The organism is Bacillus sp. UMB0728, assembly GCF_002858875.1.
Taxonomy (GTDB): domain Bacteria; phylum Bacillota; class Bacilli; order Bacillales; family Cytobacillaceae; genus Bacillus_AB; species Bacillus_AB infantis.
The window spans coordinates 41,184-67,187 of sequence record NZ_PKLA01000006.1; the positions used below are offsets into that span (position 1 = coordinate 41,184).

Here is a 26,004-nt window from a genome sequence, read left to right on the forward strand (position 1 = left end):
GTGCCCGGGCTTTCCGCCTGGACACGCTATTGTTAGTTTAGATTAAAATCCCCGGACGCAGTATGAACCTTTACCACATGCTCGCCTGAACCAATTTTGCCGAGAATCCTGTCTTCTTCTTTTTCTTCAAAAAGAAATCCATCAAGCTGGACATTGCCCTCCCCGGAGGTTGCCTTAAAATCAACCATCATATCGCTTGGCTCCTCTTTGAATGAAATATTGACATCCCCGCTTGCCGTTTCGGCAGTAATGCTGGCTGCCAGCTGATCATTGCTGATGTTCAGGTCGCCCGAAGTAATTTTTGCAGCGATATCCCCGGAAAGTTCGCTGATTTTTATATCCCCTGAAGCTGTATATAAATCTGCTGACTCTGCGGCTGACCCATCGATTTGCATGTCCCCGCTTGCTGCCTTAAACTTCAATTCCTTCGCCTTTGAATCTTCTACCCTTACATCGCCGCTCGCCACCTGGATTTCCATTTGGCCTCCGGCTTCCATTCCCTTCAGCGCAACATCACCGCTCTTTGTCTCAAAAATGCTGTCCTTGCTTTGAATGTTTTCCGCTTTGATATCGCCGGATAATACCTGTACTGCCAGTTCCTCATATTCCTTTTTCGGAAGAAGCACCTCGATTTTCACATCACGGATGATAACCACTCCCATGCGGAACATATTCTTCACATCAAGGTCGACATTCAGGGTGCCGTTATCTTCGCTGACCTTCAGTTTATAATCATCTTTGAGCTTTTTGCTGACTTTCCCCGTTAGTGCCACCTTTATATCTTTCTCGCTGCCAGCTTCCCTGATGACCACATCTGTAGAAGCGCTATTTACTGAGATATGCTGGATGGAATCTGCTTTTATCGTCTCGCTTTGATTAATCTCAACCGTGTTAAAATTCAGACCTCCCGAAGCGCTGAGTGTAATGGCTGAACCGCCGACACCGATCAGGAATAAAACGACCAAACCCGCCACCAGTTTCTTCATGCCGCCTTCTCTCCTTTTCCTTTGACTAGCCTGACATTGAATTTGATATAGCCGAGAAGTACCCGGTAGAAAAATTTGCCGACATAAATCATTCCGATGCTAAGCAGCAGGCCCAGGCTGAACAGTGCCAGCGAAGCAAAGAAATTCAGGGTCATATCCTCAAAGCCCGTAAAAAACGAAGACCCCAGCAAGGCAAATGGCGACAATGTCAAAACGAGCGCCACCGCACATAGTGAAATATAGACGCCTGCGAGGCCGATCAGCGGCCCAAGTATAAAGACCAGATTGAAAAAGCTGAGGCTGACCGCCGCTGTCGCAGCTTGAAAAATATTGGAGACCGACTGCGTTTTCTCCGCTTTGACAATCCTGTAGTCTGCAAGCAGGTCGCGCGCAATGACATGCGGGTCACCGAGCTCCTCCATGATTTCCCTTTCCGTCCTGCCGTTTGCAAGCCCGATTTCAAAATGCTCCTCATAATCGTACAGCATTTCCCGCCGGTCATATTCCGGCACCTTACCAAGCAGCTTTTCCAGCCTTGCTAAAAACTCATTCCCTGCCACTGGACTTTCCCTCCTCAACAAATTGATTAACCGCCAATGAAAACTGCTGCCATTCCTCGATCAGCATATTCATATAATCCCTGCCCTTTTCTGTCAGTGAATAGTATTTTCTGGGAGGCCCTTCCGTTGATTCTGCCAGATAGGTTGTTAAATACTCTTCTTTTGTCAGTCTTCTGAGCAAAGGATAGAGCGTCCCTTCAGCCACCTCGATTTTATCCGAGATGTTTTGCGCGAGCTCGTAGCCATACTGATCTTTCTTAGAAATCAGCAGCAGCACGCACAGCTCAAGAACACCCTTCTTGAATTGAACATTCAATCCTTGCACCTCCACCGGTAGTGAACATTATTCAGTAGTCATGTAAATCCTTCCATTCATTCACAAACCCATCATACAATACACTATTGAACATTACAAGGTACTGAACGTAAAAAAATACCTATTTTTTAAAAATAGGCATTTTCCAAAGATGATTATGGCCTCAAATCCATCCAGCTTTGAAGATGATGGACAGCGAATCCCACATGGGAATCTGAGGAATAAGCGTCACGGACAAGTGAAAGCTGTTCTTCCATTCTTAGTGTGCCTTCCTCATAAAAAGTGATATACGCAGCTTCAGAGGAAGCCCCTGTTTCTGCGGCAATTTCTATCTTTTTCCCATATTGTGCCGCAAGCTCAACCTCGTTCCTGGACAGCTCAATCATCCCATTAGGGCCTGCTGCTGTATCTCTGTAGGCCATGATCGTCACACTGTCAGTATTCTTTATGACCCAGCCTGCGAGGGAATCTCTGCCGAATTTATTGCTGAACATCATTTCATCAAACCAGAAAGGCATATCTGCCCCCAACGGAAGACTGAGCTCTGCGGACAAGGAAGCAGCCTGAAGCATCCGGGTCTGATAATTCACCACAGTGCTTTTATAATTGCTTTCCCAGCCTGGCAGAAGATAGGGCTCGATATCCAGGTGGATGCCTGAAAACTGCTGGGCAGGGCTTGCCTGCTCCTGATAAGCAGCTACCCAGAAGAAGAAGCTGCGCATGGCTGCTTCACCTTTTGCCGTGGCCCATTTAGGTGCTCCATCCAATGCATGGACACTGATTCCGCCGGCATTTGCTTTTTCTATAAAAGATTGGTAGACAGCGGCCGGCAGGCTCTGGTCAATCTGCAGATACAGCTGATCTGCCTGCCTGTCCGCCAGGAATTGAATGATTTCATCAGACCTGTCCTTTATGGCTGCTGTATCCCACAGCCAGGTTGAGCGGTTCATATCAGCAGCCTCTCCTTTCACGGGGCAGGCTGCAAACACGAGCAGTACAGCCAAAAGAGCTGTCTTAAAAAATTTGATAGTCATTGTATACTCTCCTTTGTATGATGCCATGACATCCATAAAAAGGAGCCCGGCAGCCTGGCAGCCAGCCGCATATCCGCGGGAAGGCCCATAGCTTTGCGTCCCTGCCTTTCGACAGGTTTGCCTTTATCAGTAAGTTGTTAATTTGATTATAATCACTTTTCAGGAAAAATAAAGATATTTTTTACACAAAAAGGCCCCCTGATGACAGGGGCCTTCTTCTTAGTCTTTAGGCTGATTTTCTTTCTTGCTTTTCGTGCCGGTGTTGAATTCCACCAGCTCTTCGCTTGTCCAGCCTTCTCTTTTTTTATTATTGTTGCGCTGTGCATTTGCATTTCCAAGCTTTGTCCTGCCCATGCTGCCTCGCTCCTTTACTGGCGTTTTCTCTGGTAGTATGGGCCTTTTCACTATGTGTTATTCTGCTTTGGCGGCCTTACAGGAGAGGGGATTTCCTCACTTTTGTCCCCTGCTCGAAAGCATAGGCCATGCTGATCAGACCGGCTTCTGAAAAAGCAGTGCCGGTAAACGTAATGCCCACAGGCTCATTCTCTAAGGAATAGCCTGCCGGTACTGTGATGGAAGGATAGCCTGCCTTTGCCGGAATGCCCGCTCCAAAATTGTTCGGCGTCACGATTGCATCAAGATGATGCTCTTTCAGGACATGATCAATTCCCTGCTCAGTCGAAAAGTAGACATCCTCCTCAAGCGAGCTGATATAAGCCTCTTCAGTCAGAGTCCCGCTTGTTCTTTCGGCTTCCTCCAGGATGGTCTGTCCGTACTTAAGGGCTGCATCACTGTTTTCGAGGTTAAAGGCAATCACATCGGCAAGGGATTTCACTTTTATATGAGGAGCAACCCCGCGCAGGTAGGCGTTTAGATCTGCTTTGAATTCGTATGTAAGTACATCATACTTCCAATTATTTTTTGTAGAAGGGATTTCTACAGGGTCAACCACCTCGGCACCAAGAGCTTTCAGCTGTTCAACCGCATGGTTCATCACTTCAAGCTTGTCCCCGCTCAAATAATCAAAATACACTTCACGTGCAATGCCGATCCTTTTGCCCTTCAGCCCGTTTTCATCAAGAAAACCAGCAAACTCGGTATAGTCTGACTCTGGATTGTTCAGCACAGCAGGATCCCTGTCATCATTGCCGGCAAGCACATCGAGAAGGTAAACGGCATCCCTGACGGTTCTTGCCATCGGGCCTGCCGTATCCTGGGAATGCGCAATCGGGATGATCCCCCTTCTGCTGATCAGGCCGACCGTCGGCTTAATGCCTACAAGCGAGTTTTGGCTTGCCGGGCTGAGAATCGAGCCTGACGTCTCCGTTCCGACAGCCACTGCCGCAAAGTTCGAAGCGATGGCTGCACCTGAACCCGAACTGGAGCCGCCGACATCAAAATTACCCGGCCCATAAGGATTCAGCACCTGCCCGCCCCTTGAGCTGTAGCCGCTCGGCATGCCCTCTGTCATAAAATTGGCCCATTCCGTCATATTCGTTTTTCCGAGAATAACGGCTCCGGCCTTTCTTAAAGCTTCAGCCACATAGGAATCCTCTTTTGCAACCGACTCCTTCAGTGCAAGAGATCCGGCACTGGTGTGCATTTTATCAGCAGTATCAATATTATCCTTGATCAGTACAGGAATGCCATGCAGCGGCCCGCGGCTGCCCTTCAGCTTACGTTCGGCATCCAGTGCCGCCGCAATCTGGGCAGCATCCGGATTGACCTCAAGTACAGAGTTGATGGCCGGGCCGTTCTTATCCTTCTGCGCAATCCTGTGCAGGTACATCAGCACAAGCTCTTTCGAAGAAACCTCGCCCTTCTCCAATTTCTCCTGCATCTCATCTATAGTGGCCTCCAGGAGCCATTCTTCCTGGAGCTTTTTCAGCCTTGGATTTTTCATATAGGAATCGATTCCTTTCACATTGAGTTTACTTTCATATTTTAGCATATTTTCTGAATCCTTTACTATAATGAAGGTTGGTTAGAGAGGACATCGAATATTCGCTGGTGGATTTGTGGTGTTTTTCTAGGAAATGATTCTTTTCTTTAAGGCTAGGTTTAATTCTGCTGTTCCATCTTGTTGAATCAGACCAATTTAGAGTGGATCCTGATTCCTTTAGGGTGGATCCCCGGTCAATTTAAGTTAATTCATCCTACTTTTCCGTTTATTCACCCTACTTTTTCATTTATTCCACCCAAAACAGCCGATATTTTTTCCACCTTACATTTTTTCAAAAAAACCCAACAAAAAAAGCTGACAACCCAAACCCGGGTTGTCAGCTCCCTATTATCTTCTTCTATCAGCGTCAACGATATCACCGGAATAAAACACTTTCTTCTCCGGCGTGATGCCAAGCTCCTGGCAAAACTTCTTCAGTTCGCGTTCTTCCCTTTCGGTGACGAGCGAGATGACCGTCCCGCTTGCGCCGAAACGGCCCGTGCGCCCTGAGCGGTGGACATATTGCTTGATGTCTTTCGGAAAATCATAGTGCACAACATGAGTGACACCCTGGATGTCAAGGCCCCTTGCAGCCACATCTGTTGCGAACAGCAGGCTGCTTTTTCCTTCGCGGAAATTTTTCAAATGCTTCTGCCTGTCCATTTTGTCCAGGTCGCTATGCAGGATTCCGGCCTTCACGCCTTTAAAATCAAGCTTTTCGGAAAGGACAGCCAGATTGCCGATATCCTTTACAAAGGCAAGCCCCTTGATATCCTTCACACGGGAGATCTTTTCAAGGAGTTTAATTTTATCCCGCTGCTCACAGGCAAAATAAATATGGTCCACATCTGAAGGGATTGCCTCTTCCTTCCCTACGCGGATGAGCTCGGCATCAGCGGAGAGCTCCTGTGCAACCTTCGCGGTGCTTTCAGGAAGTGTTGCTGAAAAGAAAGCAAGCTGCCTGTCAGCAAGGGTTGACTTTAAAATGGTCTTTACTGTCTCAAGATGCTCAGGAACAAGGAGCTGATCTCCCTCATCGAGCACAACAGTTTTGACTTCATGCATCTTCAGTTTTTTCTGTTTGATCAGCTCGAGCATCCGTCCAGGCGTGCCCAAAGCGATCTGCGGGTGCTTCTTCAGCTTTTCTAGCTGTCTTTTCGTATTGGCGCCGCCGATGAAGGTGGCTCCTTTTATGCCGCTTCCTTCTGCCCACTTTTGGACCTCCGAGAAGATTTGCATAACAAGCTCCTGTGAAGGGGCCACAATAACGGCTTGAACCGCTTTTTTGCCGGGATCGATTTTATCAAGAAGCGGCAGCAGGTAAGCAAGCGTCTTGCCTGTCCCTGTCGGCGATTCGGCGATCACGTCCCTGCCCTCCTGGATAAGGGGGATGCTCTTCGATTGAACGGCGGTTGGCTCATTAAAGCCGGATTTTTCCCAGACTTCCTGGATAAAAGGCTTCAGGCCGGTAACTACAGATTGATTTTCAGTCATAACTATCTCCTTCTTTTGCAAAAAAATCTCATCTATTTCAGAGCTGCTTTTTTAGAGCATGCCCAGTTTTACAAAAAGTTGTGTACCGTTCTGATACTAGCTTATGATGTTCCAGATGTCCAGCCTTCATGCCAGCTGAGCTGGGTCCCACAGTAAAAAATCCCCTAACTGCCTCTCAATATTTCCTTAGCCAATGAGGCGTCTGTTCCAGTTCAAATGCAAGCCGGAACAAAAGATCCTCCCGCCCTTTGGCTGCCATAAACTGAACACCGCATGGCAAGCCCTCTGCTGTACTGTGCAGGGGCACGCTCATCGCCGGCTGCCCTGTCAGGTTGGCGAGCTGGGTGAACGGCGTCCGCTTCAGGCTGTTTTCAGCGAGCTGGCCGGCAAGCCCGGCCTTTTGGGCAAGCTTTCCCAGCTTCAGCATGCTGATCAGCCGGACAGCTGTTTTTTCTGCATTTCTAAGGCTGAGCTCGCCGATCCTTGCAGGCGGAAAAGCAGTGGCAGGAGTCAAATAAAAGTCATAGGTCTCATGGAAAGAATCCATCACATAGGCGGCTTTGTCCCATTCCCTCATGCTCAGGACAAAATCCCCGGCAGAGATTGTTTTTCCAAGCATCCCGAGGAGCCATGTAGATGCTTCCACATCCGTCCTGGACACCTTCCGCCCGAGTGTTGCCTCCATTCCAGCCAGCGCCGCAGCCACCTCTCCAAAGTACATGGTGATATAGCTTTGGGCAAGCTTCTTCCCGTCTATATCCGGTTCAGCTTCTTCGGTCCGGTACCCCAGATCTTCGAGGATAGCAGCCGTGCGGAGCACAGCTTCCCTGCAGTCGGGATGGACATCGGTGCCAAGCGGGGAAGCTGTGGTATAAGCAATTTTCATGGTTTTTGGGAGCGGCTTTTCCAGACAGCCCAGATACGATTCTGATGGGGGAATAGCGTAGAAGGCGCCGCCTTTTTCCGGTCCATGCAGCTCATCTAGCATGGCAGCGCTGTCCCTGACCGAACGGGTGAGCACATGGTCGGATGAAGCCCCCTGCCAATGCCGGCCAATCCCAGGGCCGGCCGGTGTCCTTCCCCTGCCCGGCTTCAGGCCGAACAGGCCGCAATAAGCGGCAGGGATGCGGATCGAGCCGCCGCCGTCATTGGCGCCTGCAATCGGCACCATCCCGCTCGCCACTGCTGCAGCGGAACCGCCGCTTGAGCCGCCCGGAGTGTAATCAGGATTCCATGGATTCCTGGCCGGTCCGTAAAATTCAGGCTCTGTAATCCCCATCAAGGCAAGCTCGGGAACATTCGTCTGCCCTATAAAAATGGCACCCGTCCGCCGGAGCCTGGCCACAAATTCAGAATCGCTCTTTGCACGGTAATTCTGCAGCGCCTTTGAGCCGGAAGTGATTCTTTCTCCCGCGATTTCCTGCGTGATATCTTTCAGCAGCATCGGCACTCCTGCAAAACTTCCCTCCAGATCAGCAGATAAAGCAGCCTTTTTTGCCTGGTCATACATTTTATTGATTACTGCATTAAGCCCAGGATTCAATGCTTCAATATTCTCAATGGCGGCTTCTGCCAGCTCAATCGGCGCAGCTTCTTTCTTTTTGACCAGCTCTGCCAGCGCAAGGGCATCATTTTCCAAAAACAGTTTGTTCATTTTTCCACCTGCTTTAAAAGAAATAGTATACTTACATTTCTCTGACATCAGGTGGATATCCTGCAAAATGCCAAAAGGAAAGGCAGGCCCGGAAAGGACCTGCCTGCTGTTTATGGCTTCAATACAACCTTTGTGCAATCGTCTTCATGTTCATTGAACAGATGGTAGCCGCGTGCCGCATCTGCGAGGGGCAGTTTGTGGCTGACAATGTGGGTCGGATCAATCTTTTTCTCTTCAATCATATTATAGATTTCCGGCATCAGATGGATAACTGGTGCCTGTCCTGTTTTAATCGTTACGTTCCTGGAGAAGAAAGCTTCAAGCGGGAACATATTGTAGGTTGCACCGTAAACGCCGGTCAGCTGGACTGTTCCGAATTTCTTGACAGCCTTCGTTGCCATCTGGATAGGCCCGAGTGTTCCTCCCTGAAGCTTCAGCTTTTGCTCGATTTTTTCAATCGCTGATTTCTTCCCGTCCATGCCGACGCAGTCGATGACAACCTCGGCACCGCCGCTTGTGATTTCCTTTAGATAATCACCCATATCATCATGTTCACTGAAGTTGAAGGTTTCAACCTTATTGACGAGCTTGGCATGCTGCAGGCGGTAGTCAAGATGGTCGACTGCAATCACTCGGGAAGCACCTTTCATCCAGGCGAATTTCTGTGCCATCAAGCCGATCGGTCCACAGCCAAGAACAACAACTGTATCGCCCTTTTTGACGCCGGAATGAAGAACGCTCCAATAAGCAGTCGGGAGAACATCGGAAAGGAACAGCAGCTCCTCGTCTTCCATTTCATTGGATTCGGGTACAACAAACGGTACAAAATTTCCATAAGGGACGCGCAGATACTCTGCCTGGCCGCCAGGGTAGTTTCCGTATCTTTCTGTATAGCCAAAGTAAGCTCCTGTATCCTGGTGAGGATTGGAATTATCGCATTGGCTTTCCATGTCATGCTGGCAGAAGAAGCACTGCCCGCAGGAAACGTTAAAAGGAATGACAACCCTGTCCCCTTTTTTCACCTTCGTAACCTCAGGGCCAACCTCTTCAACAATGCCCATCGGTTCATGTCCGATAATATAGCCTTCCCTCAGGGGCATATTTCCCTGGTAGATATGCAGATCTGACCCGCAAATCGCTGTGGAAGTTATTTTGACAATAACATCATCATTTTTCTCAATCCTTGGATCTTCAACTTCCTTGACTTGAATATCTTTGGAACCTTGGTAAGTTACGGCTTTCATCTCTCACACTCCTATCCAGAATCTATTTGGATATACCCTATTACCTGAGGAAGGGAACATGTTTTTTCAGAAAAGTATTCCAAAATTTTTTTGGCAGGAATATTTTATTTTACTTTTCGCTTTCCAAATATGCCCATCACCCCAGTCCCTTACTCCTAAAAGGATTTTCTAAAAAACTTCAAATTTTTTTATGAAAAAGTAATCCAAAACGAATTCTTTTTCGTTAGTTCAGCAGAACACCGAAAAGTTTATAAGCATTTCCGCCGGGTACAAAAGGATGGAATAAGTTCCAATTCAGGCGGAATTTTGAAAGGAGGTGAGCGATTCGAGTGTCAGCCAGATTCGTACAAGCCTTTGTTCTTGCGGCTTTCTGCTTCATCCCTTCGACTGCACTGGCGGACGGGCTGCTGGGCTCTGCGACAGAAAAAGTCACAAGCACCGTTAAAGAAACGGTCCCCCTGCAGCGAAGCGAGAAAAGCCAGGATCAAAGCGGACAACAGAATAATGACAAAGCCAAACCAAAAGATGCCTCTCTTCTTGGCACAGTGACCGGTGCAGTAGAAGAAACAGTCAAGACGGTGACAAAGCCAATCATCACTGTGGAAAAGGACGAAAATGCGGAAGAAAAATCCCTGGTGAATATTAACCTTTCCGAGGACCCTTCCATAAAAGTGGACGCAAAGATTACCGAAGCCAGCGTTTCCGATTCCATTTCCGTCAAAACTCCGGTGGCCGATGCTGAAGTGGGCGACTCCATCAAGGTGAAGACTCCGGTCGCAGATGTGGACGTGTCTGATTCTATTTCTGTTAAAACACCGGTTGTCAATGCTGAAGTGGGTGACTCCATCAAGGTGAACACGCCGGTCGCAGATGTAGATGTGTCTGATTCTATTTCTGTTAAAACTCCGGTTGTCGATGCCGAGGTGGGCGATTCCATCAAGGTGAAGACTCCGGTCGCGGATGTAGATGTGTCTGATTCTATTTCTGTTAAAACTCCGGTTGTCGATGCCGAGGTGGGCGATTCCATCAAAGTGAATACTCCGGCCGCAGATGTAGATGTGTCTGATTCTATTTCTGTTAAAACTCCGGCGGCTGATATTGGAGCGGGCGATTCCACCAAGGTGAATACGCCGTCTGCCGATAATGGCAGGACCGATTCTATCAGCATTACAACACCTGCTGATACAAACGTCCCGGATGGTATGACGGCAGCAGACACACCGGCCAATCAAACAGAGCCAGATTCGGTTAATGATAAAACACCTGTCAAGTCTGATGGAGTTTTAACTGATGGATTGTCTCAGCCAGAACCTTTGGCAGCAGACGCTTCTGAACAGTTCTTCGGTTCTTCAGCAGAGACTGGAACAGCGCCTTCTGCTGAAAGCGGAAACAAGTTCCAAAACAAGGCCACTGATAAGGCACCAGCTGAAAAGCCGGTACAAGCGGCAATTGCCTACGTACCTGCCAACAGCGGAACAAATGGCACCAGCACAACGGCAAGCGGAGGACAATCCGCATCAAGCGGAGCAGCACTCCCTTCCATATACTTTGCCGGTGTTCCTATGATTGATGCAATGTCTGAAAAAGCGGCCAGATATAGCGCAGTTGCTTTTTTCCATGATCAATGGTTAAATGCTCCTCCTTCACAGCCGCCGCAAACAACCTTCTTCTTACACGTTTTTATATAAAAAACTAAAAAGAAGAAGGAGAGAATTCAATTGAAAAACAAACACTTATTGAAAACATTAGCGATCACAGGTTTTGCTGCAGCAGGTCTTTTTGCAGGAGGCTCCTACACTCTGGCATCTGAAGACACTAACCAAAATTCAGTTGGACTTTCAACCAATCTACTGACAAGCTTGAATTCAAGCGAGGAGAATGACAGCTCCTCACTCACTTCAAACTTAAAGGCCAACGTGAATCTTAAGTCTAAATCAACTGATTTAAACAATGGAGAAAGTTCATCTGAAAACGGTGAAACAGCTGCCAAAACAGCTAATGGACAAGAAAGTGTGAATTCCGATGGACATGAACAATCCGAAGACTCAAGCAGCCTGGATACCAATCTCGGCCTGGGTCTGGGACTCGAAAGCTCTGAAGAAGGTTCATCTTTAGATGCAAACACAAACGCAGATGTACAATCGTCCTCAAGTGAAGACAACGGAGAAGAGCAATCTTCTGCCAATCTTGGAACTAATCTTGATCTTGGTGCTTCCACTTCTGATGATGAGTCTTCTCTTATGGCAGGTGCTGATGTCGATGCTTCTGCTATGAACAAAGATAAAGATGAAGAGTCTTCTGCTGATTTGATCACTGGATTGGATCTTGGTGCGATGACTCCTGAAGATGAAGAATCTTCTCTTTGGGCGGATACTGATGTTGATGCTTCTGCTATGAACAAAGACGAGGACGAAGAGTCTTCTGCTGATTTGAACACTGGATTGGATCTTGGTGCGGTGACTTCTGAAGATGAAGAATCTTCTCTTTGGGCGGATACTGATGTTGATGCTTCTGCTATGAACAAAGATGAAGATGAAGAGTCTTCTGCTGATTTGAACACTGGATTGGATCTAGGGGCTACTGCTTCTGACGATGAGTCTTCTCTTATGGCAGGTGCTGATGTTGATGCTTCTGCTATGAACAAAGATAAAGATGAAGAGTCTTCTGCTGATTTGATCACTGGATTGGATCTTGGTGCGATGACTCCTGAAGATGAAGAATCTTCTCTTTGGGCGGATACTGATGTTGATGCTTCTGCTATGAACAAAGATGAAGATGAAGAGTCTTCTGCTGATTTGAACACTGGATTGGATCTTGGTGCGATGACTTCTGAAGATGAAGAATCTTCTGCCAATCTTGATGCAATGAACAAGCTCGGTTTTGTTTCTGAAGACGAAGATGAAATGACTTCTTTTTGGAATAACACTGGTTTGAACGCTTTTGCGATGAACAAGGATGACGAAGAATCTTCTGCCAATCTTGATGCAATGAACAAGCTGGGCTTTGTTTCTGAAGACGAAGATGAAATGACTTCTTTTTGGAATAACACTGGTTTGAATGCTTTTGCGATGAACAAGGATGACGAAGATGAGTCTTCTGCTAATCTTGACGCAATGAACAAGCTAGGTTTTGTTTCTAAAGACGAAGACGAAGTGACTTCTTTTTGGAATAACACTGGTTTGAACGCTTTTGCGATGAACAAGGATAACGAAGAATCTTCTGCCAATCTTGATGCAATGAACAAGCTCGGTTTTGTTTCTGAAGACGAAGATGAAATGACTTCTTTTTGGAATAACACTGGTTTGAACGCTTTTGCGATGAACAAGGATGACGAAGAATCTTCTGCTAATCTTGATGCAATGAACAAGCTTGGTTTTGTTTCTGAAGACGAAGATGAAATGACTTCTTTTTGGAATAACACTGATTTGAACGCTTTTGCGATGAACAAGGATGATGAAGAATCTTCTGCCAGCTTAAATTTTTTAAATGATTTAGGTTTCGTTTCTGAAGATGACGAAGATAAATCTTCATTTTGGCACAAAACAGGCTTGAATGCTTCTACAATGAACAATGACGAAAATGATGAGTCTTCTGCCCGTTTTGATCTGATGAACGATCTTGGTTTATTTTCACAAGACGATGAAGATTATTCAGGTCTTTGGAGCAAGCTTGGACTTTCAGCTTCTGCCATGAATAATGATGACGAAGATTACTCTGCTTCCCGCCTGGATGCAATGACTGATTTGGGACTTGCCTCTTTAAGCGATGAAGAAGAAGCTATTTTATGGGCAAAGCTTGGCCTTCACCTTGCAGGCATGTCCAGCGAATATGAAGAGGAAGATTTCTCTTCATTAGGTTTAGATCTTGACCTTGGTCTTGAACTCGAAAACCTGATGTAAGCTTACAAACTTCCAGCGCTGTACCTGCTGAAACTCGCGACTTCAGGAGAGACTGGCGCAGGAATCTGGTTAACTTGCGAAAAGAAAGGAGCTCTGCGACGGCAGGGCTCCTTTTTATTGGCTGTTGGAGGGGCGAGTTGCTAATAAAATGGGGAAGTTGCTAGTATATTGCGAAAGTTGCTAGTAAAATTGAAAACTTGCTAATAAACTCAAAAAGTTGCTAATAAAATCCAAAAGTTGCTAATAACCGGTTTGCCGCATAAACCTGCGCTTGGGAGGAGTCGCAAATATAATTTAAAAGTCGCAAATAAACTCCGAAACTCGCAAATATATTCAAATTCCCGCAAATAAAATCCAGAACTAGCAAATATCCTCCCCTGAACTACCCCAGCTAACCCCATCCTCATAGAAAAAGCAGCCAAATCAGCCCCCAAACTACCCCAAATACCGATGATAAAACCGCTTCGCCTCCTGGATATCCTTCGTTCCGTGAACCAGCGCCCGTCCGTCTTTAAAAAGAACAAGCCGCTGACCGTCTTTTTCAAAAGAAAGCAGGAATGGATTTCTTTCTACTATCCCGCCTGCAAGCCGAAGCTGCTCTGCTGCAGCATCCAGGCTAATCACCATTCCAGCACCCGGACGGATTTGTACGGTATTCCTCCCGCACAAAACCGCTGTCTTCATCCTATTTTCATAAGCAAGATATGGATACACAGCATTCACCCCGCAGGAAGGGCAGTCTTCTTTTTTCAAGGAGCTTGTAGACACCGCTGAGAACTGGTTTTCCCACAAATCAAAGGTAACTAGCTTCCGCCTCACCGACTTAAAATCTCCAACCAATATTTTCAGCGCTTCGGCCGTCTGATAGGCGACGGCCATCCCGACTGCGGGAGCAATGATCCCCGCTGTATCACAGGTCGCCCCGCCGACCGGCACCTGCTCGAGCAGGCAGCTGAGGCACGGTGTCTCGCCGCCGGGCAGGAAAGCTGTGCTGATGCCATAGCTTCCTACACAGGCTCCGTAGATCCAGGGGATTGAGTACTTGGCCGCAATGTCATTGATGACCATCCTCGTGTCAAAATTATCGGTGCTGTCCATGATCAGATCGATGCTGCCAGCGAGAGCCTCAAGCTCATCAGGCCCCGCATCACCTACGATACTCTCAACCTGAACCGATGAATTGACAGCTTGAAGACGGCGGCCTGCAGCTATTGCCTTCGGGACCCTCCCCGCCGCATCTTCTTCTGTATAAAGCTGCTGCCTCTGCAGATTGCTCCACTCTACATAATCGCGGTCGATGATTGTGATTTTTCCAACTCCAGCCCTCACAAGCACTTCGGCATTACCGCTCCCGAGCGCCCCGGCGCCGATGATCAGAACATGTTTGCTGCTTAATTTCTCTTGCCCCTCTTCGCCGATCGGGGCAAATAGCTCCTGCCTTGAGTATCTGCCGTTCAAACGGTGCTCAATCCTTCCATCGGACTGCTTGCAGAAGCATACCTTTTCTTTGGCATGCGTCCGGCTTCATAGCCAAGCCGCCCCGCCTCCACGGCAAGCTTCATTGCTTCGGCCATCTTGACCGGATCCTTGGCGGCAGAAACAGCCGTGTTCAGCAGGACGCCGTCCGCTCCGAGCTCCATCGCCAGGGCCGCGTCTGCAGGGGAGCCGATCCCGGCATCGACTATGACAGGGACTTCAGCTTGTTCGATGATAAAGCTGAGATTGAGGGGATTGATGATTCCCTGGCCTGAGCCGATTGGTGATGCTCCCGGCATGATGGCATGCACGCCCATTTCCTGCAGCCTTTTCGCCAGCATCACATCATCTGAAATATACGGAAGGACAATGAAGCCTTCCTTTAAGAGCTCCTCGGACGCCTTCAAGGTTTCAATCGGATCCGGCAGCAGTGTTTTCATATCGCCGATCACCTCGACTTTGATCATGTCGCAAAGGCCTGAAGCCCTGGCCAGTTTTGCCGTACGGACTGCTTCCTCTGCTGTCTTTGCACCCGCCGTATTGGGGAGCAGCCTGTAGTTTTCCACATCCAGCTCCTCCAGCAGATTCGGCTGTTCCGGGTCAAAAATATCCATGCGGCGTACTGAAAAAGTCAGCACCTCTGTATGTGATGCTTTGACCGCCATTTTCTGCGTTTCATAATCCGGATACTTCCCTGTCCCGAGCAATAGCCTTGAGTTAAATTCATATGTTCCGATTTTCAGCATTTCATCCGCCTCCTACAAAATGTACGATTTCTATGCGATCACCTTCTGCAAGCTCTGTTTCAGCATGCTGGCTTTTTTCCAAAATAGCGGTGTTCAGTTCTACAATCGCCGCCTTTTGATTCAGTTTCAAATGTTCCAGTAAATCCCCTACCGACTTGACGGTGCCAGGCACCAGGATATCACTGCTATTCACCTGCAGCTTCATTGGACCCACCCCTCCTGCACTTTTTTCAAACCTCTCTCAATCTCAAATTCTCTGTAAAGCTCCTTATCTTCTGCGGCTGCGGTTCCTTCAATAGAATCAGAAACCATTTTTCCTGTGATGGGGCTGAGCAGGATGCCGTTCCGGTAATGCCCGGCAGCTATGAACAGGCCTTTATAGGCGGGGTGCCAGCCGATATAGGGAAGGCCGTCCCCTGTCTGCGGCCGGATTCCTGCCCAAGCCTTTTCCCACCGTGCCGATGCGAGCTGGGGCAGCAGCTTATAGGCCCGTTCGGCCAGCATCCTGACTCCGCCAAACGAAACGGAAGGATTGAAATCATTTTCATAGCTTGTTGCACCTATGATCAGGCGGCCATCCTTCTTGGGCACAAGATACCCGCCAGAATCGGAAAAGATCGTCGACCGTATCAAAGGCCCTTCAGGAATGACCGAGAGGCATTCCCCTTTTACAGGAAAAATAGGAAGCTCAAGATCTGTCTTTTTCAGCAGCTTCCCCGTCCAGGCACCTGCGGCAGCAATCACGGTTTCTCCATAAAAACTTCCTTTGCTGGTCATCACACCCTCGACGGATTCTTTATCAAATATGAAGTCTTCGATCTCCGTCCCTTCCAGCACAACTGCACCTCGGGCCATTGCCCCCACCGCAAATGCCCGCGCCAGGTTCGGTGCGATCAGCTGGCCGTCATTCGGAATCAGCATACCCCCTGCGAGCCCCCGGGAGAGATGGGGCTCCCTTTCGCAGATTTCTGCCTGGTCCATCCACCTTACCTGTCCGTCCCACTCTTCATGGAATCTGACCTGCTTTTTAAGGACCTCTGCCTCTGTATCATCCCAAGCAATTTTTATCATCCCTTCATTAACAAGGCCGATGCTGATTCCTGTCAGATCCTCAAGCTCCTGGATGATGTCAGGGAACATGGCCCTGCTTTTCAGGGCCAGCTTCAGCATTGATAGATTCTCATCTATTTCTGCCTGGGCGCCGAGCATTCCGGCTGCGGCAGAAGAAGCTTCAGAACACAGCTCCCTTTTTTCCAGAATGAGCACCTGCTTGCCAAGCTTCGCCTGCTGATAGGCGATAGAGCACCCTATAATGCCGCCCCCGGCAATGATCACATCATAAACTTTCTTCATATCTGCCTCCTCCCCGGTTCAGTGCAACCCTATATGCGCCAGCTGCCTCCTCCGGACTGACGGCTTTAAAAATTCCCGAGAGTACAGCAGCACCTGAAGCTCCGGCCCTTATCACCTGTTCCATATTGTCAGGAGAAATTCCCCCGAGCGCTATCACCGGAATAGAAAGCCTTCCTGTCATTTCCTCAAGGCTGGAGAGGCCCCTTGGCTCCATACCTGGCTTGGAACTGGTCGGAAAACAGTGGCCATACATGACATAATCTGCGCCATCCTCTTCTGCCTGAACAGCTTCTTCAATTGAGTGGACGGATTTTCCGATGAGCAGGCCAGGGAATGTTATCCGCACTTCCCGTACCGGAAGACTGTGATAGCCGAGCTGGACTCCCTTCACTCCCAATGCGGCCGCTGCATCCACTCTGTTATTAATGATGATCTGCTCCCCCGGGACTCCCTTTTCCAGCAGAATTCTCCCCATCTCGTAGATGTCAGCCGCTGTCAGGTGATGCTCCCTGATATGAATATAGTCCACATTCCGCGAGATGCTTGAAGCTATCCTGATAAATTCCTCCGCCGGCTGTCCTGCAGAAATGGCGTGGAGCTGCAGTTTATCCCTGCTGGGCCAACCTTGTAAACGACGCAAAAAAACCACTCCCCATTGCGCAGGAAAGTGGCTGATTAATGATCTATGGCTAAAAAAATATGTACTTTTTATAACCGTTCGGCACACTTCCCTACGCTAGTATGAACTAGATCAGGTTCAAAGGGTCTCAAATGCTTGATCTCAGCCTCTTGCAGGCTCCCCTAGTGATAATTCTATTATTCAATTGTTCTCTTTTATTTTAGCATACACGATCAGCAGGGAGAACCCGAAATCTGAATCAGACTGTTTTTTCTCCGTCAGGCAGAATCGGCAGTACTGTTGAATATTTGACTTCCCTCAAGGAGAGGCTTGTCTGTATCTTCGTGATCCCGAGCTGATTCAGCTTTCGGATGAATTGTTCCAGCCCTTTCCGGTCTTTGATGGCCACTTTTAAGATATAATCATATTCTCCTGTCAGGCAGTGGCATTCCAGCACCTCAGCCATATCCACCAGCGTGCCCTCCAGTGCTTCCAGCTTTTCCGCCTGATGGATGTTAGTGCTGATGAAAATAAAGCAGAGCAGATCAAAGCCCAGTTTTTCCTGGCTTAAAATTGCCACCTGCTTCTCGATATAGCCTTCATTTTCGAGCCGCTTCACCCTCCCATGAATGGCGGGGGCAGACAGGCTGACCCTCCTGGCAAGCTCAGCGTTGCTTATTTGGCTATCCTTCTGGAGCAGATCAAGGATTTTTAAGTCCACGTCATCCAGCACCTTGTTCACAATCGATTCCATCTTACAGCCTCCTTATGATTATTCCGCCAACTCCGTTTAAGTCTATCCTTAATTTAATTTCATTCACAAAAAACACAATTGCTCTTAATAAAATTTCATATTTACTCTATTGTACGAAATGATCATTAAAACACAAAGAGAAAATGTTAAAATTAATTCAATAACTATCGAAGGAGCTGCTCCTATGCCAGCTTTATATGTATGCCTGATGCTTCTCACCTCCCTGCTGTGGGGCGGGAATTTTGTTGTAGGCAAGTCGCTTGTGGAGCATGCTTCCCCTGTGGCCTTGACCGCATTTAGATGGATCATTGCTGTTATCTTCCTGTTGCCTATCGTGCTGCGGAAGGAAAAAAAGCTTCTGCCTCCTGCAAAATCGCTTGTCCCGCTGATTCTGATTGGCATCACAGGTGTAGTGCTGTTCAATATCTTTCAATTTTGGGCGCTGGAAGAAACAACGGCCACAAATGTCGGACTGATTTCAACGCTTAACGCTATTTCAATAGCTGTTTTTTCAGCAATCTTTTTAAAAGACAGAATTAACCTGCCGCAGATTCTGACCATGATGTTTTCACTCTTCGGCGTCCTGCTTGTCCTTACCAAAGGCCATCTGGAAATGCTGCTGTCTTTGACGTTTAATAAAGGGGATTTATGGATGTTGGCAGCGGTGTGCATTTGGGGAATCTATTCGATCCTCGGCAAGTGGGCCGGAAAATATACTTCTCCAATCCTGTCGACCTTTTATTCAGGGATCTTCGGATTGGCCTTCCTGCTTCCATTCAGCTATTCTGATCTCCAAATCAAAAATCCTGATCTGTCCTTTGCAGGATCCATGCTTTATACCGGACTCATTTCAACCGTTGTATGCATGGTGCTCTGGAATAAAGGGGTCCAGAAAATCGGGGCTGTCACCGCAGGAGTGTTCCTGAATTTCAACCCTGTCTTCACTGCGATCCTGGCTTTTCTGCTGCTCGGAGAAAAGCTTGAAGCAATCCAGTTTCTCGGAGGCATGATCGTCATCCTTGGCTGCTATCTGTTTACCCGCCTTCAGGCACAGCGGCAAAGAAAAAGCCTTCGCGGCAAACCGGAAGCTTCCATTACAGCTATAGACTAGAAAAGGGATGAACAAAAAGGTAAATAGTTACTCCACTGTTAGAAAAGGTAAAATATACACTAAGATGCACTTTGTTCAGCACTATAAATAACAATGCAAGAGCATAGAAAAACGCTTGGATTATGGATATTCCAAGCGTTCTTTTTTACGCGTTAGTCATACATAAAGACTTACATAATAAGTCATTATTTCTTACGTTTTCGTTCTAAGAATATAGGTGCTATATTTAGCAAGATAGAAACAATTGTCAGAAACCAAAATGCCCTTGCCATACCAGGTATTACATCCGATAAAGCCGCCCAATCTTCCGCATTTACCCACCGAGTTAAATAACTGTAATCTGCGCAAATTGTTAATGCTGTAAATGATAATGCCATCGCCATAGCAAGCTTATAATCCTTTCCTGCTGCATACAAAGAAAGATTTATAACAGTTAATACTATTGCAAAAACCCCTAATATTAACCACATAACTATACCCCCAAGTTATATTTTTGGTTTAAGTATCCTGCTTCGTTTGTCACATAAAAAGACTGCCAGGTTGGTCACTGATCTGGAACATAAGCACCCGTTGCTTCAAGTGAATTTATTCATAGATCTTATTTATATTATTGATTAAGTTCATCAATCGATTTGAATATTCTTGAATATATTTCTTTTATGTGTTCATCTGTTTTTCTATCATTATACAAACCGAATTCCCAGCTTTTTAACGACTCATCTTCTTTTAATGTAAGAACCCCAACAGCATAGCTTTGACCAGCTTCCCAATGCCAAGACTCATTATATTCTGTTTCTTTTGTGGAGACAGGGACATGATTACTAGCTGATATAAAAAAGAATGGAATTGTAGAATTTAGGTAAACATCTGCATATTGGCTTTCAGCAGCCTCTAAAAGGTTATCTTCCCTGATAACTACTGCGTCAAAATATTTCAGTTCTTCACTTGCCATTTCATCAAATGCGATCTCTGTAAACATCACTTGTTTTTCATTTACTTCTGGTCGTTTTCCAACCACCGCTATTTTTAAAGGTTTTCCTTCATACAACTCAAAATCAGGACTTTGAGTACAAGCTGTTAATGCGAAAATCAGCATTAATGATATGTATTTTTTTCTATACATTTCTAACCCCCTTACCTATCAAACTATACCATAAAATCCCATATATTTTTTTGAAGTATTCTGCCTCTTTTATGGAATAAGAACAGCTGCCTATGTTGGCAGCTGTCCCGAAACATCGCCTATATCAACCTACCGTGCCATGCAGCTTAAACGGAAAATCTCCGCTTATTTTGATGCTTGCTGATTACTTAAATAAGGATAAGGCTTCCTGTTTTTTAAAAATAGTCATTATCACATTGGATGTAATTTTGCTTGTCCATTCATGCGTTAAAAATCATAAAAACACAAAAAAAAACAACAGACCAAATCATATGAGATTTGGCCTGTTCATTAGTGTGCTATTTCAAATGTTTCTCCACCAAGATGGGACTGCTCACCATCCAGGGCATCCTTTTTCCATTTATGAAACTCTTTCATCCTGCTGCACATATTCCTCTTCCCAATACTCAGCATTTTTGATGCCAAGCTTCTTCGAGTTGAAGACCGGATCAAGACCCTGCTTCTTCTGTGCTTCGTAATCCTTGAGGGCAATGAGTGCCGGTTTGGCAAGGATCAGGATGGCAATGAGATTGAGCCATACCATCAGGCCGAGCCCGACATCCCCAAGCGCCCAGGCAAGATCTGCTGCATTGACGGCCCCGTAAAAAGTCGCCCCCAGCAATACAATCTTCAGAAGAAAAGTCAAAAGTCTGCCGTCCTTATTGCGCATCAGATACGCCATATTGGTTTCGGCGATATAGTAGTAAGCCATGATTGTTGTAAAGGCAAAGAAGAATAGAGATACTGCCACAAATCCTGCACCGAAGCCAGGAAGTGCAGAGTCAACTGCAGCCTGGGTGAATGCCGGGCCTGCTTCCACTCCCGGAAGGCCGTTTACAATCATTGTCGTGCCGTCCTCACCGACTGTATTGTACATGCCGGTGAAAAGAATCATAAAGGCTGTTGCTGAACATACGAAAAGCGTATCGATATAAACAGAGAAGGCCTGGACAAGCCCCTGCTTTGCCGGGTGTGATACCTCTGCAGCCGCAGCAGCATGCGCACCTGTACCCTGGCCGGCTTCGTTCGAATAGATTCCCCTTTTCACACCCCAGGCGATCGCACTGCCGACAATTCCGCCAAACATGGAATCTGCGGCAAACGCACTCCTGAAGATGAGAGAGAATACGCCTGGAAGCTCGCCGATATTCATGGCAATGATAATCAAGGCCACCAGGATATACCCTACCGCCATAAATGGAACAGCATATTGAGCAACCGTTGCAATCCTTTTTACCCCGCCAAAGATTATCAGGCCAAGAAGGACGACAATGATGCCGCCAGTGATATATACATTAACACCAAATGCATTTTCTATGCCCAGAGCAATGGAATTTGACTGGATGCCAGGCATTAGCACTGACATAGCCAGCAGGGCAGCCACCGCAAATAAAACTGCAAACCATTTGATGCCGATGCCCTTTTCAATATAATAAGCAGGGCCCCCGCGGTATAAGCCATCCTGTTTTACTTTGTAGATTTGTGCAAGAGTCGATTCCACAAAGGCGCTTCCTGCACCGATGAATGCAATTGCCCACATCCAAAAGACGGCACCAGGTCCGCCCATAGCGATTGCTGTAGCGGTACCAGCGATGTTACCAGTTCCCACGCGGCCGGAAAGAGCAATAGATAAGGCCTGGAAAGAAGAAACGCCCGCATCGGAACTTTTGCCTTTGAACATGAGCAGCACCATGTCTTTAATGTGCCTGACCTGCAGAAAACGGGTTAACACGGAAAACAGGAGTCCGACGGCAAGACAGATATAAATGACCGGTGTACTCCAAAGAATGCCGTTTAATTGGCTAACAAAACCTTCCAAACAAATTCCCCCTTTTATTCTGAATCTTTTTCCTATTAAGAATTATATGTGAAATGGTAATGGAGTACAATCTTTTTTTGCTCTGCCTTCTACAGACATTAATGAAGGAACAGAACTCTCCCGCCCCGAAATACAAAAAAGGTGCACAGCCCAAATGGCCGTGCACCTTTTTCCTATATGGCCTCTTCCTTCAGCTGGCTGTGGTAAAGCCCATGGTAGAATCCTTCCTGTTCAAGAAGTTCTTCATGGGAGCCTTTCTCGATGATGCTGCCCTCATCAAGGACAAGAATCTGGTCGGCCTGCTGGATGGTGTTCAGCCTGTGGGCCACCACAAAGCTGGTTCTTCCTTCCATCAGCGTCTGGAGCGCTTCCTGGATTTTCATTTCTGTGATGGTATCAATGCTGCTAGTTGCTTCATCAAGAATCAATATTGAAGGATCTGCAAGAAAAGCCCTGGCAATGGACAAAAGCTGGCGCTGCCCCTGGCTGATTCCGCTGGCGTCCCCCTTCAGGATGGTATCATACTGCTGCGGCAGCTTCATGATGAACGAGTGTGCATTAGCCATCTTTGCAGCTCTTTCCACTTCTTCGTCTGTCGCATCCAGCTTTCCGTAGCGGATATTTTCCCTGACAGTTCCCTGAAAAAGGAGCGAATCCTGGAGGACGAATGCCATATGCTGCCTTAAGCTTTCACGCTTGATTTTTTTCAGCTCACGGCCATCGATCGTGATGCTGCCGCTGTCATAATTATAGAACCGGGAAATCAGGTTGATGATCGTAGACTTTCCGGCGCCGGTCGGACCGACAAGGGCCACAGTCTGCCCGGTATTTGCCTTGAAATTGATGCCTGTTACTGTATTTTCACCCTTTTCATAAGAAAAAGAAACATCCTTGAACACGACTTCCCCTTTGATAAAGCTGATTTCTTCTGCATCCTCTTCATCCTCGAATTCTTCTTTCTGGTCCATGATTTCGAATACCCTTTCAGCACCGGCGATAGCCGACAACAGGGTGTTAAACTGGTTGGCCAGGTCATTAAGCGGACGGGTGAACTGGCGGGCATATTCGGCAAAAATGACGATGACGCCGATTGATATCATCCCTTTTAGGACAAATATGCCGCCCACTCCTGCGATGATGGCAAAGCTCATATTATTCAGCATGTTCATCAGTTTGGGGATGAAGCCTGAATACGTCTGGGCCCAGAAGCCCGCTGCCCGGAGCTTTTCGCCTTTGCCGATGAATTCTTCAATCACTCTGTCTTCCTGGGAAAAAGTTTTGACTATCCGCTGTCCGGAAATCGTTTCCTGGACAAAGCCGTTCAGCTCTCCCAGGTTGCGCTGCTGCTCTTTGAAGAGCCGGCCGGTCCGGTTCGTTATCCACTTCATTCCATAAAACATGACCGGAACAATGATCATGGTGATCAGGGTAAGCAGCGGACTCAGCCATAGCATGACCCCCACGGTCCCGACAAGCGTTAGCACACTAGAAAAAACTTGAATGACCGAGCTGTTCAGCGTGGAGCTGACATTTTCGATATCATTTGTCACCCGGCTCATCAGCTCTCCATGCTGTCTTTTGTCAAAAAACGGAATCGGCAGTTTGTGAAGGTGGCGGAATAGCTGGGTCCTCATTTTAAATACCGTTTTCTGGGCAATCCCGATCATCCAATAGTTCTGGAACCAAAGGGACGCAGAATAGACAATATAGATAGCAGCAAGCCCGGCAAGCAGGACAGCAAATCCGCTGTTGCTTCTTTCTACGATATACTGGTCAATTCCCCTCCCAAGGAGGAACGGACCGAGCAGCCCCAGTACGCTGCTGAGAATGACCATCAGCAGGACGAGGAAGAGGAGCCCTTTTTCCTCGGCAAGATAATTCCAGATCCTGCGGAGAGTCTCTGCCCAGTTCTTCGATTTTACTTTTGGTTTCTTTGCATCATCGGCTGTCTTTTTGAGATTCTCTTTCTCCAGGACTGGAATCTTCTTGTAGCGGAATGGTTCAGTCAGCTCCCTGAACATGCTCCAGCGCCTCCTCTCCAAACTGCGAACGGAAGATTTTTTGATACAGCTCTGATTCACTCAGGAGTGTTTCATGGTTCCCCTCGGCAATCAGCCTTCCATCTTCCAGCAGCAGAATATGATCTGATTCGATCGCCGTACTGATTTTCTGTGTAATGATGAGAGTTGTCGCGGTATACGTCCGCAATGCCTCCAGGAGCTTTGCCTCTGTTTTTAAATCCAGGGCACTTGTGCTGTCATCCAGCAAAAGGATCTTCGGCTTGCGGACAAGGGCACGGGCGATGGAAAGGCGCTGCTTCTGGCCCCCTGAAAGATTGACGCCCTTTTGCCCGATCTTCGTGTCATATTGAGCAGAGAGCCTTTCAATGGAAGAATGGATCTGGGCCTTCTTTGCCGCTTCCTCCACCTCTGCAAGGGTTGCGTCTTCTTTCCCCCAGCGGATATTTTCCTGGACGCTTCCTGTAAAGAGCAGGGCCTCCTGCGGGACGAATCCGATCTGTTTGCGCAGATCTTCCAGTCTGACTCTCTGGATATCCTGCCCGTCAATCCGGACGGTTCCGCCAGTCACGTCATACAGCCGGGGAATCAGCTGGAATAAAGATGACTTGCCGGCCCCTGTGGCACCAAGGATGGCTGCCGTCTCGCCGGCCTTTATTTTGAAGGATACACCGTCAAGCACCACTGTGTCTGTGCCCGGGTAGCGGAAGCTCACAGAATCAAACTCGATTTCCCCTCCCTCTATTTCAAATCCAGCCAGAGCGTGCTCAGAATCCTTCAGATCCACTTCTGTATTCAGGACATCGGCAATCCTGCCAGCCGAAGCTTTCGCCCGGGAGAAGGCCATGATGATAAAAGAAAGCATTGAAAGCGCACCCGTAATCCTTGTGGCATAGTTGATGACGGCAACCACTTCCCCTACTTTGGCGCTCCCGTCATCCACCTGGATGCTTCCAAACCAGAGGACTCCGATGATGCTTATATTCATGATCAGAAGAAGCATCGGCATCGTCACTTCCATCAGCCGCAGAGCAAAAACAGTCTGGTCCTTCAGGTCCCCTGTTACCTCTGTGAACCTTTCGCTTTCATGGTTCCTGCGCAGAAACGCCTTGATGAGCCTGATGCCGGCCAGATTTTCCTGCATCACATTATTAACGTCATCCAGCTTCTCCTGAACTTTTTTAAACAAGGCCCCGCCTTTATTCATAATAAAAATGAGGAAAATAAATAAAAATGGGACAACCGCACTCAGAATCAAAGCGAGCTTCACATTGACAACAAACGCCATGATCAAACCCCCAATAACCAAGAGCGGAGCACGCATCATGATGCGCAGGCTCATGAAGACGATATTCTGGAGCAATGTGACATCATTGGTCATCCTCGTGATAAGAGAAGAACCCGGAAACATGGCAAAGTTAGCAAACGAGAAGGATTGCACTTTCCTGAACACACTCTTCCTAATATCAAAGCCGAAGCTCTGGCTGACGTGCGCAGCATAGAAGGAATTGATGATGCCGGCCGCAAAGGCAATCAGTGAGATGCCAACCATGACCGCACCCCAAATCAGGACCTCATCTATATCCTTTTTCATGATTCCTTCATCAATGATCTTGGCCATCAAGAGCGGCTGAAGCAGCTCAACCGCAAGCTCTGTCAGCATCAATGCAAGAGCGACAATGACGGCGACCCTGTATATTTTTAAAAATCCAAACACCTTTCCCATAAATCGTCCTCCAAGTCTGATTCCTGCTGAATTGCTTTTCCTTTACCCGCCTTTCGAGGAAAAAGTTCAGAATCTTAATCTTTCGTTTAAC

23 protein-coding genes and 2 riboswitches are annotated in these 26,004 nt (G+C 47.5%); of the genes, 3 read left to right on the forward strand and 20 right to left on the reverse strand.

The features are described 5' to 3' along the window. Positions 1 to 32: 32 nt before the first annotated feature. The 9 genes from CYJ37_RS21700 to CYJ37_RS21730 form a co-directional block, all read right to left on the reverse strand. Entirely contained in the window at positions 33 to 986 is a 954-nt protein-coding gene (locus CYJ37_RS21700) for a DUF4097 domain-containing protein (RefSeq protein WP_101551807.1), read from the reverse strand. After that, a complete protein-coding gene (locus CYJ37_RS21705) occupies positions 983 to 1,546 on the reverse strand; it encodes a DUF1700 domain-containing protein (protein WP_180827413.1) in 564 nt (187 codons plus the stop codon). Before CYJ37_RS21705 ends, CYJ37_RS21700 begins: the two co-directional genes overlap by 4 nt. Continuing rightward, positions 1,533 to 1,862, reverse strand: a complete 330-nt coding sequence (locus tag CYJ37_RS21710) for a PadR family transcriptional regulator (protein ID WP_022543345.1) — start codon at positions 1,860 to 1,862, stop codon at positions 1,533 to 1,535. Before CYJ37_RS21710 ends, CYJ37_RS21705 begins: the two co-directional genes overlap by 14 nt. A 155-nt stretch (positions 1,863 to 2,017) precedes the next feature. Then, positions 2,018 to 2,896 (reverse strand): amidase, encoded by an 879-nt coding sequence (locus tag CYJ37_RS26930; RefSeq protein ID WP_142385290.1) that lies wholly within the window; start codon positions 2,894 to 2,896, stop codon positions 2,018 to 2,020. A gap of 45 nt (positions 2,897 to 2,941) precedes the next feature. Continuing rightward, positions 2,942 to 3,028: riboswitch (cyclic di-GMP riboswitch) on the reverse strand. Between the two features lie 87 nt (positions 3,029 to 3,115). Next, on the reverse strand, positions 3,116 to 3,250 hold the full coding sequence (locus tag CYJ37_RS27845; protein WP_009792252.1) for a hypothetical protein: 135 nt from the start codon (positions 3,248 to 3,250) through the stop codon (positions 3,116 to 3,118). 76 nt (positions 3,251 to 3,326) lie between these two features. Next, positions 3,327 to 4,799, reverse strand: a complete 1,473-nt coding sequence (locus CYJ37_RS21715) for an amidase (RefSeq protein ID WP_101552128.1) — start codon at positions 4,797 to 4,799, stop codon at positions 3,327 to 3,329. A gap of 387 nt (positions 4,800 to 5,186) precedes the next feature. Continuing rightward, positions 5,187 to 6,332: a DEAD/DEAH box helicase gene (locus tag CYJ37_RS21720; RefSeq protein WP_094768136.1), complete on the reverse strand. Its 1,146-nt coding sequence runs from the start codon at positions 6,330 to 6,332 to the stop codon at positions 5,187 to 5,189. Between the two features lie 175 nt (positions 6,333 to 6,507). Continuing rightward, complete coding sequence (locus tag CYJ37_RS21725; RefSeq protein ID WP_101552130.1) at positions 6,508 to 7,986, reverse strand: amidase; 1,479 nt, start codon at positions 7,984 to 7,986, stop codon at positions 6,508 to 6,510. Between the two features lie 110 nt (positions 7,987 to 8,096). Further along, positions 8,097 to 9,230 (reverse strand): zinc-dependent alcohol dehydrogenase, encoded by a 1,134-nt coding sequence (locus tag CYJ37_RS21730; RefSeq protein WP_009792256.1) that lies wholly within the window; start codon positions 9,228 to 9,230, stop codon positions 8,097 to 8,099. Positions 9,231 to 9,559: 329 nt separating this feature from the next. On the opposite strand from CYJ37_RS21730, the gene CYJ37_RS21735 reads away from it, so the two are divergent. Both CYJ37_RS21735 and CYJ37_RS21740 read left to right on the forward strand, forming a co-directional pair. Further along, positions 9,560 to 10,918, forward strand: coding sequence for a hypothetical protein (locus CYJ37_RS21735; protein ID WP_101551811.1), 1,359 nt, complete (start codon positions 9,560 to 9,562; stop codon positions 10,916 to 10,918). Positions 10,919 to 10,948: 30 nt separating this feature from the next. After that, positions 10,949 to 13,129, forward strand: coding sequence for a hypothetical protein (locus CYJ37_RS21740; RefSeq protein WP_101551813.1), 2,181 nt, complete (start codon positions 10,949 to 10,951; stop codon positions 13,127 to 13,129). A 435-nt stretch (positions 13,130 to 13,564) separates the two neighbouring features. Here the strand turns inward: CYJ37_RS21740 and CYJ37_RS21750 are convergent, their stop codons facing one another. From CYJ37_RS21750 to CYJ37_RS21775, 6 genes are all read right to left on the reverse strand, one after another. Beyond that, the gene (locus CYJ37_RS21750; protein ID WP_101551817.1) at positions 13,565 to 14,587 is read right to left on the reverse strand and encodes a thiazole biosynthesis adenylyltransferase ThiF; all 1,023 of its coding nucleotides are present in this window, start codon (positions 14,585 to 14,587) and stop codon (positions 13,565 to 13,567) included. Continuing rightward, positions 14,584 to 15,351, reverse strand: a complete 768-nt coding sequence (locus tag CYJ37_RS21755; protein WP_101551819.1) for a thiazole synthase — start codon at positions 15,349 to 15,351, stop codon at positions 14,584 to 14,586. Before CYJ37_RS21755 ends, CYJ37_RS21750 begins: the two co-directional genes overlap by 4 nt. 1 nt (position 15,352) lies before the next feature. Continuing rightward, positions 15,353 to 15,556 carry a sulfur carrier protein ThiS gene (thiS, locus tag CYJ37_RS21760; protein WP_101551821.1) on the reverse strand — a complete coding sequence of 68 codons (204 nt, stop codon included), beginning with the start codon at positions 15,554 to 15,556 and terminating at the stop codon, positions 15,353 to 15,355. After that, positions 15,553 to 16,704 (reverse strand): glycine oxidase ThiO, encoded by a 1,152-nt coding sequence (gene thiO, locus CYJ37_RS21765; RefSeq protein ID WP_101551823.1) that lies wholly within the window; start codon positions 16,702 to 16,704, stop codon positions 15,553 to 15,555. The genes thiS and thiO overlap by 4 nt, the downstream gene beginning before the upstream one ends. Further along, the gene (locus tag CYJ37_RS21770; protein ID WP_101551826.1) at positions 16,688 to 17,353 is read right to left on the reverse strand and encodes a thiamine phosphate synthase; all 666 of its coding nucleotides are present in this window, start codon (positions 17,351 to 17,353) and stop codon (positions 16,688 to 16,690) included. Before CYJ37_RS21770 ends, thiO begins: the two co-directional genes overlap by 17 nt. A 62-nt stretch (positions 17,354 to 17,415) precedes the next feature. Continuing rightward, positions 17,416 to 17,517: riboswitch (TPP riboswitch) on the reverse strand. Positions 17,518 to 17,582: 65 nt separating this feature from the next. Next, positions 17,583 to 18,077, reverse strand: coding sequence for an Lrp/AsnC family transcriptional regulator (locus tag CYJ37_RS21775; RefSeq protein ID WP_094768127.1), 495 nt, complete (start codon positions 18,075 to 18,077; stop codon positions 17,583 to 17,585). A 184-nt stretch (positions 18,078 to 18,261) separates the two neighbouring features. Between CYJ37_RS21775 and CYJ37_RS21780 the strand changes: the two genes are divergently transcribed. Further along, positions 18,262 to 19,188 (forward strand): DMT family transporter, encoded by a 927-nt coding sequence (locus tag CYJ37_RS21780; protein ID WP_142385291.1) that lies wholly within the window; start codon positions 18,262 to 18,264, stop codon positions 19,186 to 19,188. Between the two features lie 185 nt (positions 19,189 to 19,373). Here the strand turns inward: CYJ37_RS21780 and CYJ37_RS21785 are convergent, their stop codons facing one another. The 5 genes from CYJ37_RS21785 to CYJ37_RS21805 all read right to left on the reverse strand — a co-directional run bounded on the left by CYJ37_RS21785 (position 19,374) and on the right by CYJ37_RS21805 (position 25,913). Further along, positions 19,374 to 19,658 carry a hypothetical protein gene (locus CYJ37_RS21785; protein ID WP_094768126.1) on the reverse strand — a complete coding sequence of 95 codons (285 nt, stop codon included), beginning with the start codon at positions 19,656 to 19,658 and terminating at the stop codon, positions 19,374 to 19,376. A gap of 137 nt (positions 19,659 to 19,795) precedes the next feature. Continuing rightward, on the reverse strand, positions 19,796 to 20,311 hold the full coding sequence (locus tag CYJ37_RS21790) for a hypothetical protein (RefSeq protein ID WP_257964284.1): 516 nt from the start codon (positions 20,309 to 20,311) through the stop codon (positions 19,796 to 19,798). Between the two features lie 400 nt (positions 20,312 to 20,711). After that, entirely contained in the window at positions 20,712 to 22,169 is a 1,458-nt protein-coding gene (locus CYJ37_RS21795; protein ID WP_101551830.1) for an alanine/glycine:cation symporter family protein, read from the reverse strand. 173 nt (positions 22,170 to 22,342) lie between these two features. Then, positions 22,343 to 24,190, reverse strand: a complete 1,848-nt coding sequence (locus CYJ37_RS21800; RefSeq protein WP_101551833.1) for an ABC transporter ATP-binding protein — start codon at positions 24,188 to 24,190, stop codon at positions 22,343 to 22,345. Beyond that, positions 24,171 to 25,913 carry an ABC transporter ATP-binding protein gene (locus CYJ37_RS21805; protein WP_101551835.1) on the reverse strand — a complete coding sequence of 581 codons (1,743 nt, stop codon included), beginning with the start codon at positions 25,911 to 25,913 and terminating at the stop codon, positions 24,171 to 24,173. Before CYJ37_RS21805 ends, CYJ37_RS21800 begins: the two co-directional genes overlap by 20 nt. Positions 25,914 to 26,004 lie beyond the last annotated feature (91 nt).

Bases quoted from the DNA above. Each gene is read 5' to 3' on its own strand.
- CYJ37_RS21805 (WP_101551835.1), bottom strand. From the start codon at position 25,913: ATGGGAAAGGTGTTTGGATTTTTAAAAATATACAGGGTCGCCGTCATT.
- thiO (WP_101551823.1), bottom strand. From the start codon at position 16,704: ATGAAGAAAGTTTATGATGTGATCATTGCCGGGGGCGGCATTATAGGG.
- CYJ37_RS21790 (WP_257964284.1), bottom strand. From the start codon at position 20,311: ATGTATAGAAAAAAATACATATCATTAATGCTGATTTTCGCATTAACA.
- CYJ37_RS21755 (WP_101551819.1), bottom strand. From the start codon at position 15,351: ATGCTGAAAATCGGAACATATGAATTTAACTCAAGGCTATTGCTCGGG.
- CYJ37_RS21780 (WP_142385291.1), top strand. From the start codon at position 18,262: ATGCCAGCTTTATATGTATGCCTGATGCTTCTCACCTCCCTGCTGTGG.
- CYJ37_RS21775 (WP_094768127.1), bottom strand. From the start codon at position 18,077: ATGGAATCGATTGTGAACAAGGTGCTGGATGACGTGGACTTAAAAATC.
- CYJ37_RS21785 (WP_094768126.1), bottom strand. From the start codon at position 19,658: ATGTGGTTAATATTAGGGGTTTTTGCAATAGTATTAACTGTTATAAAT.
- CYJ37_RS21800 (WP_101551833.1), bottom strand. From the start codon at position 24,190: ATGTTCAGGGAGCTGACTGAACCATTCCGCTACAAGAAGATTCCAGTC.
- CYJ37_RS26930 (WP_142385290.1), bottom strand. From the start codon at position 2,896: ATGACTATCAAATTTTTTAAGACAGCTCTTTTGGCTGTACTGCTCGTG.
- CYJ37_RS21720 (WP_094768136.1), bottom strand. From the start codon at position 6,332: ATGACTGAAAATCAATCTGTAGTTACCGGCCTGAAGCCTTTTATCCAG.
- CYJ37_RS21730 (WP_009792256.1), bottom strand. From the start codon at position 9,230: ATGAAAGCCGTAACTTACCAAGGTTCCAAAGATATTCAAGTCAAGGAA.
- CYJ37_RS21700 (WP_101551807.1), bottom strand. From the start codon at position 986: ATGAAGAAACTGGTGGCGGGTTTGGTCGTTTTATTCCTGATCGGTGTC.
- thiS (WP_101551821.1), bottom strand. From the start codon at position 15,556: ATGAAGCTGCAGGTGAATAGCAGTGATATCCTGGTGCCTGGCACCGTC.
- CYJ37_RS21715 (WP_101552128.1), bottom strand. From the start codon at position 4,799: ATGAAAAATCCAAGGCTGAAAAAGCTCCAGGAAGAATGGCTCCTGGAG.
- CYJ37_RS21725 (WP_101552130.1), bottom strand. From the start codon at position 7,986: ATGAACAAACTGTTTTTGGAAAATGATGCCCTTGCGCTGGCAGAGCTG.
- CYJ37_RS27845 (WP_009792252.1), bottom strand. From the start codon at position 3,250: ATGGGCAGGACAAAGCTTGGAAATGCAAATGCACAGCGCAACAATAAT.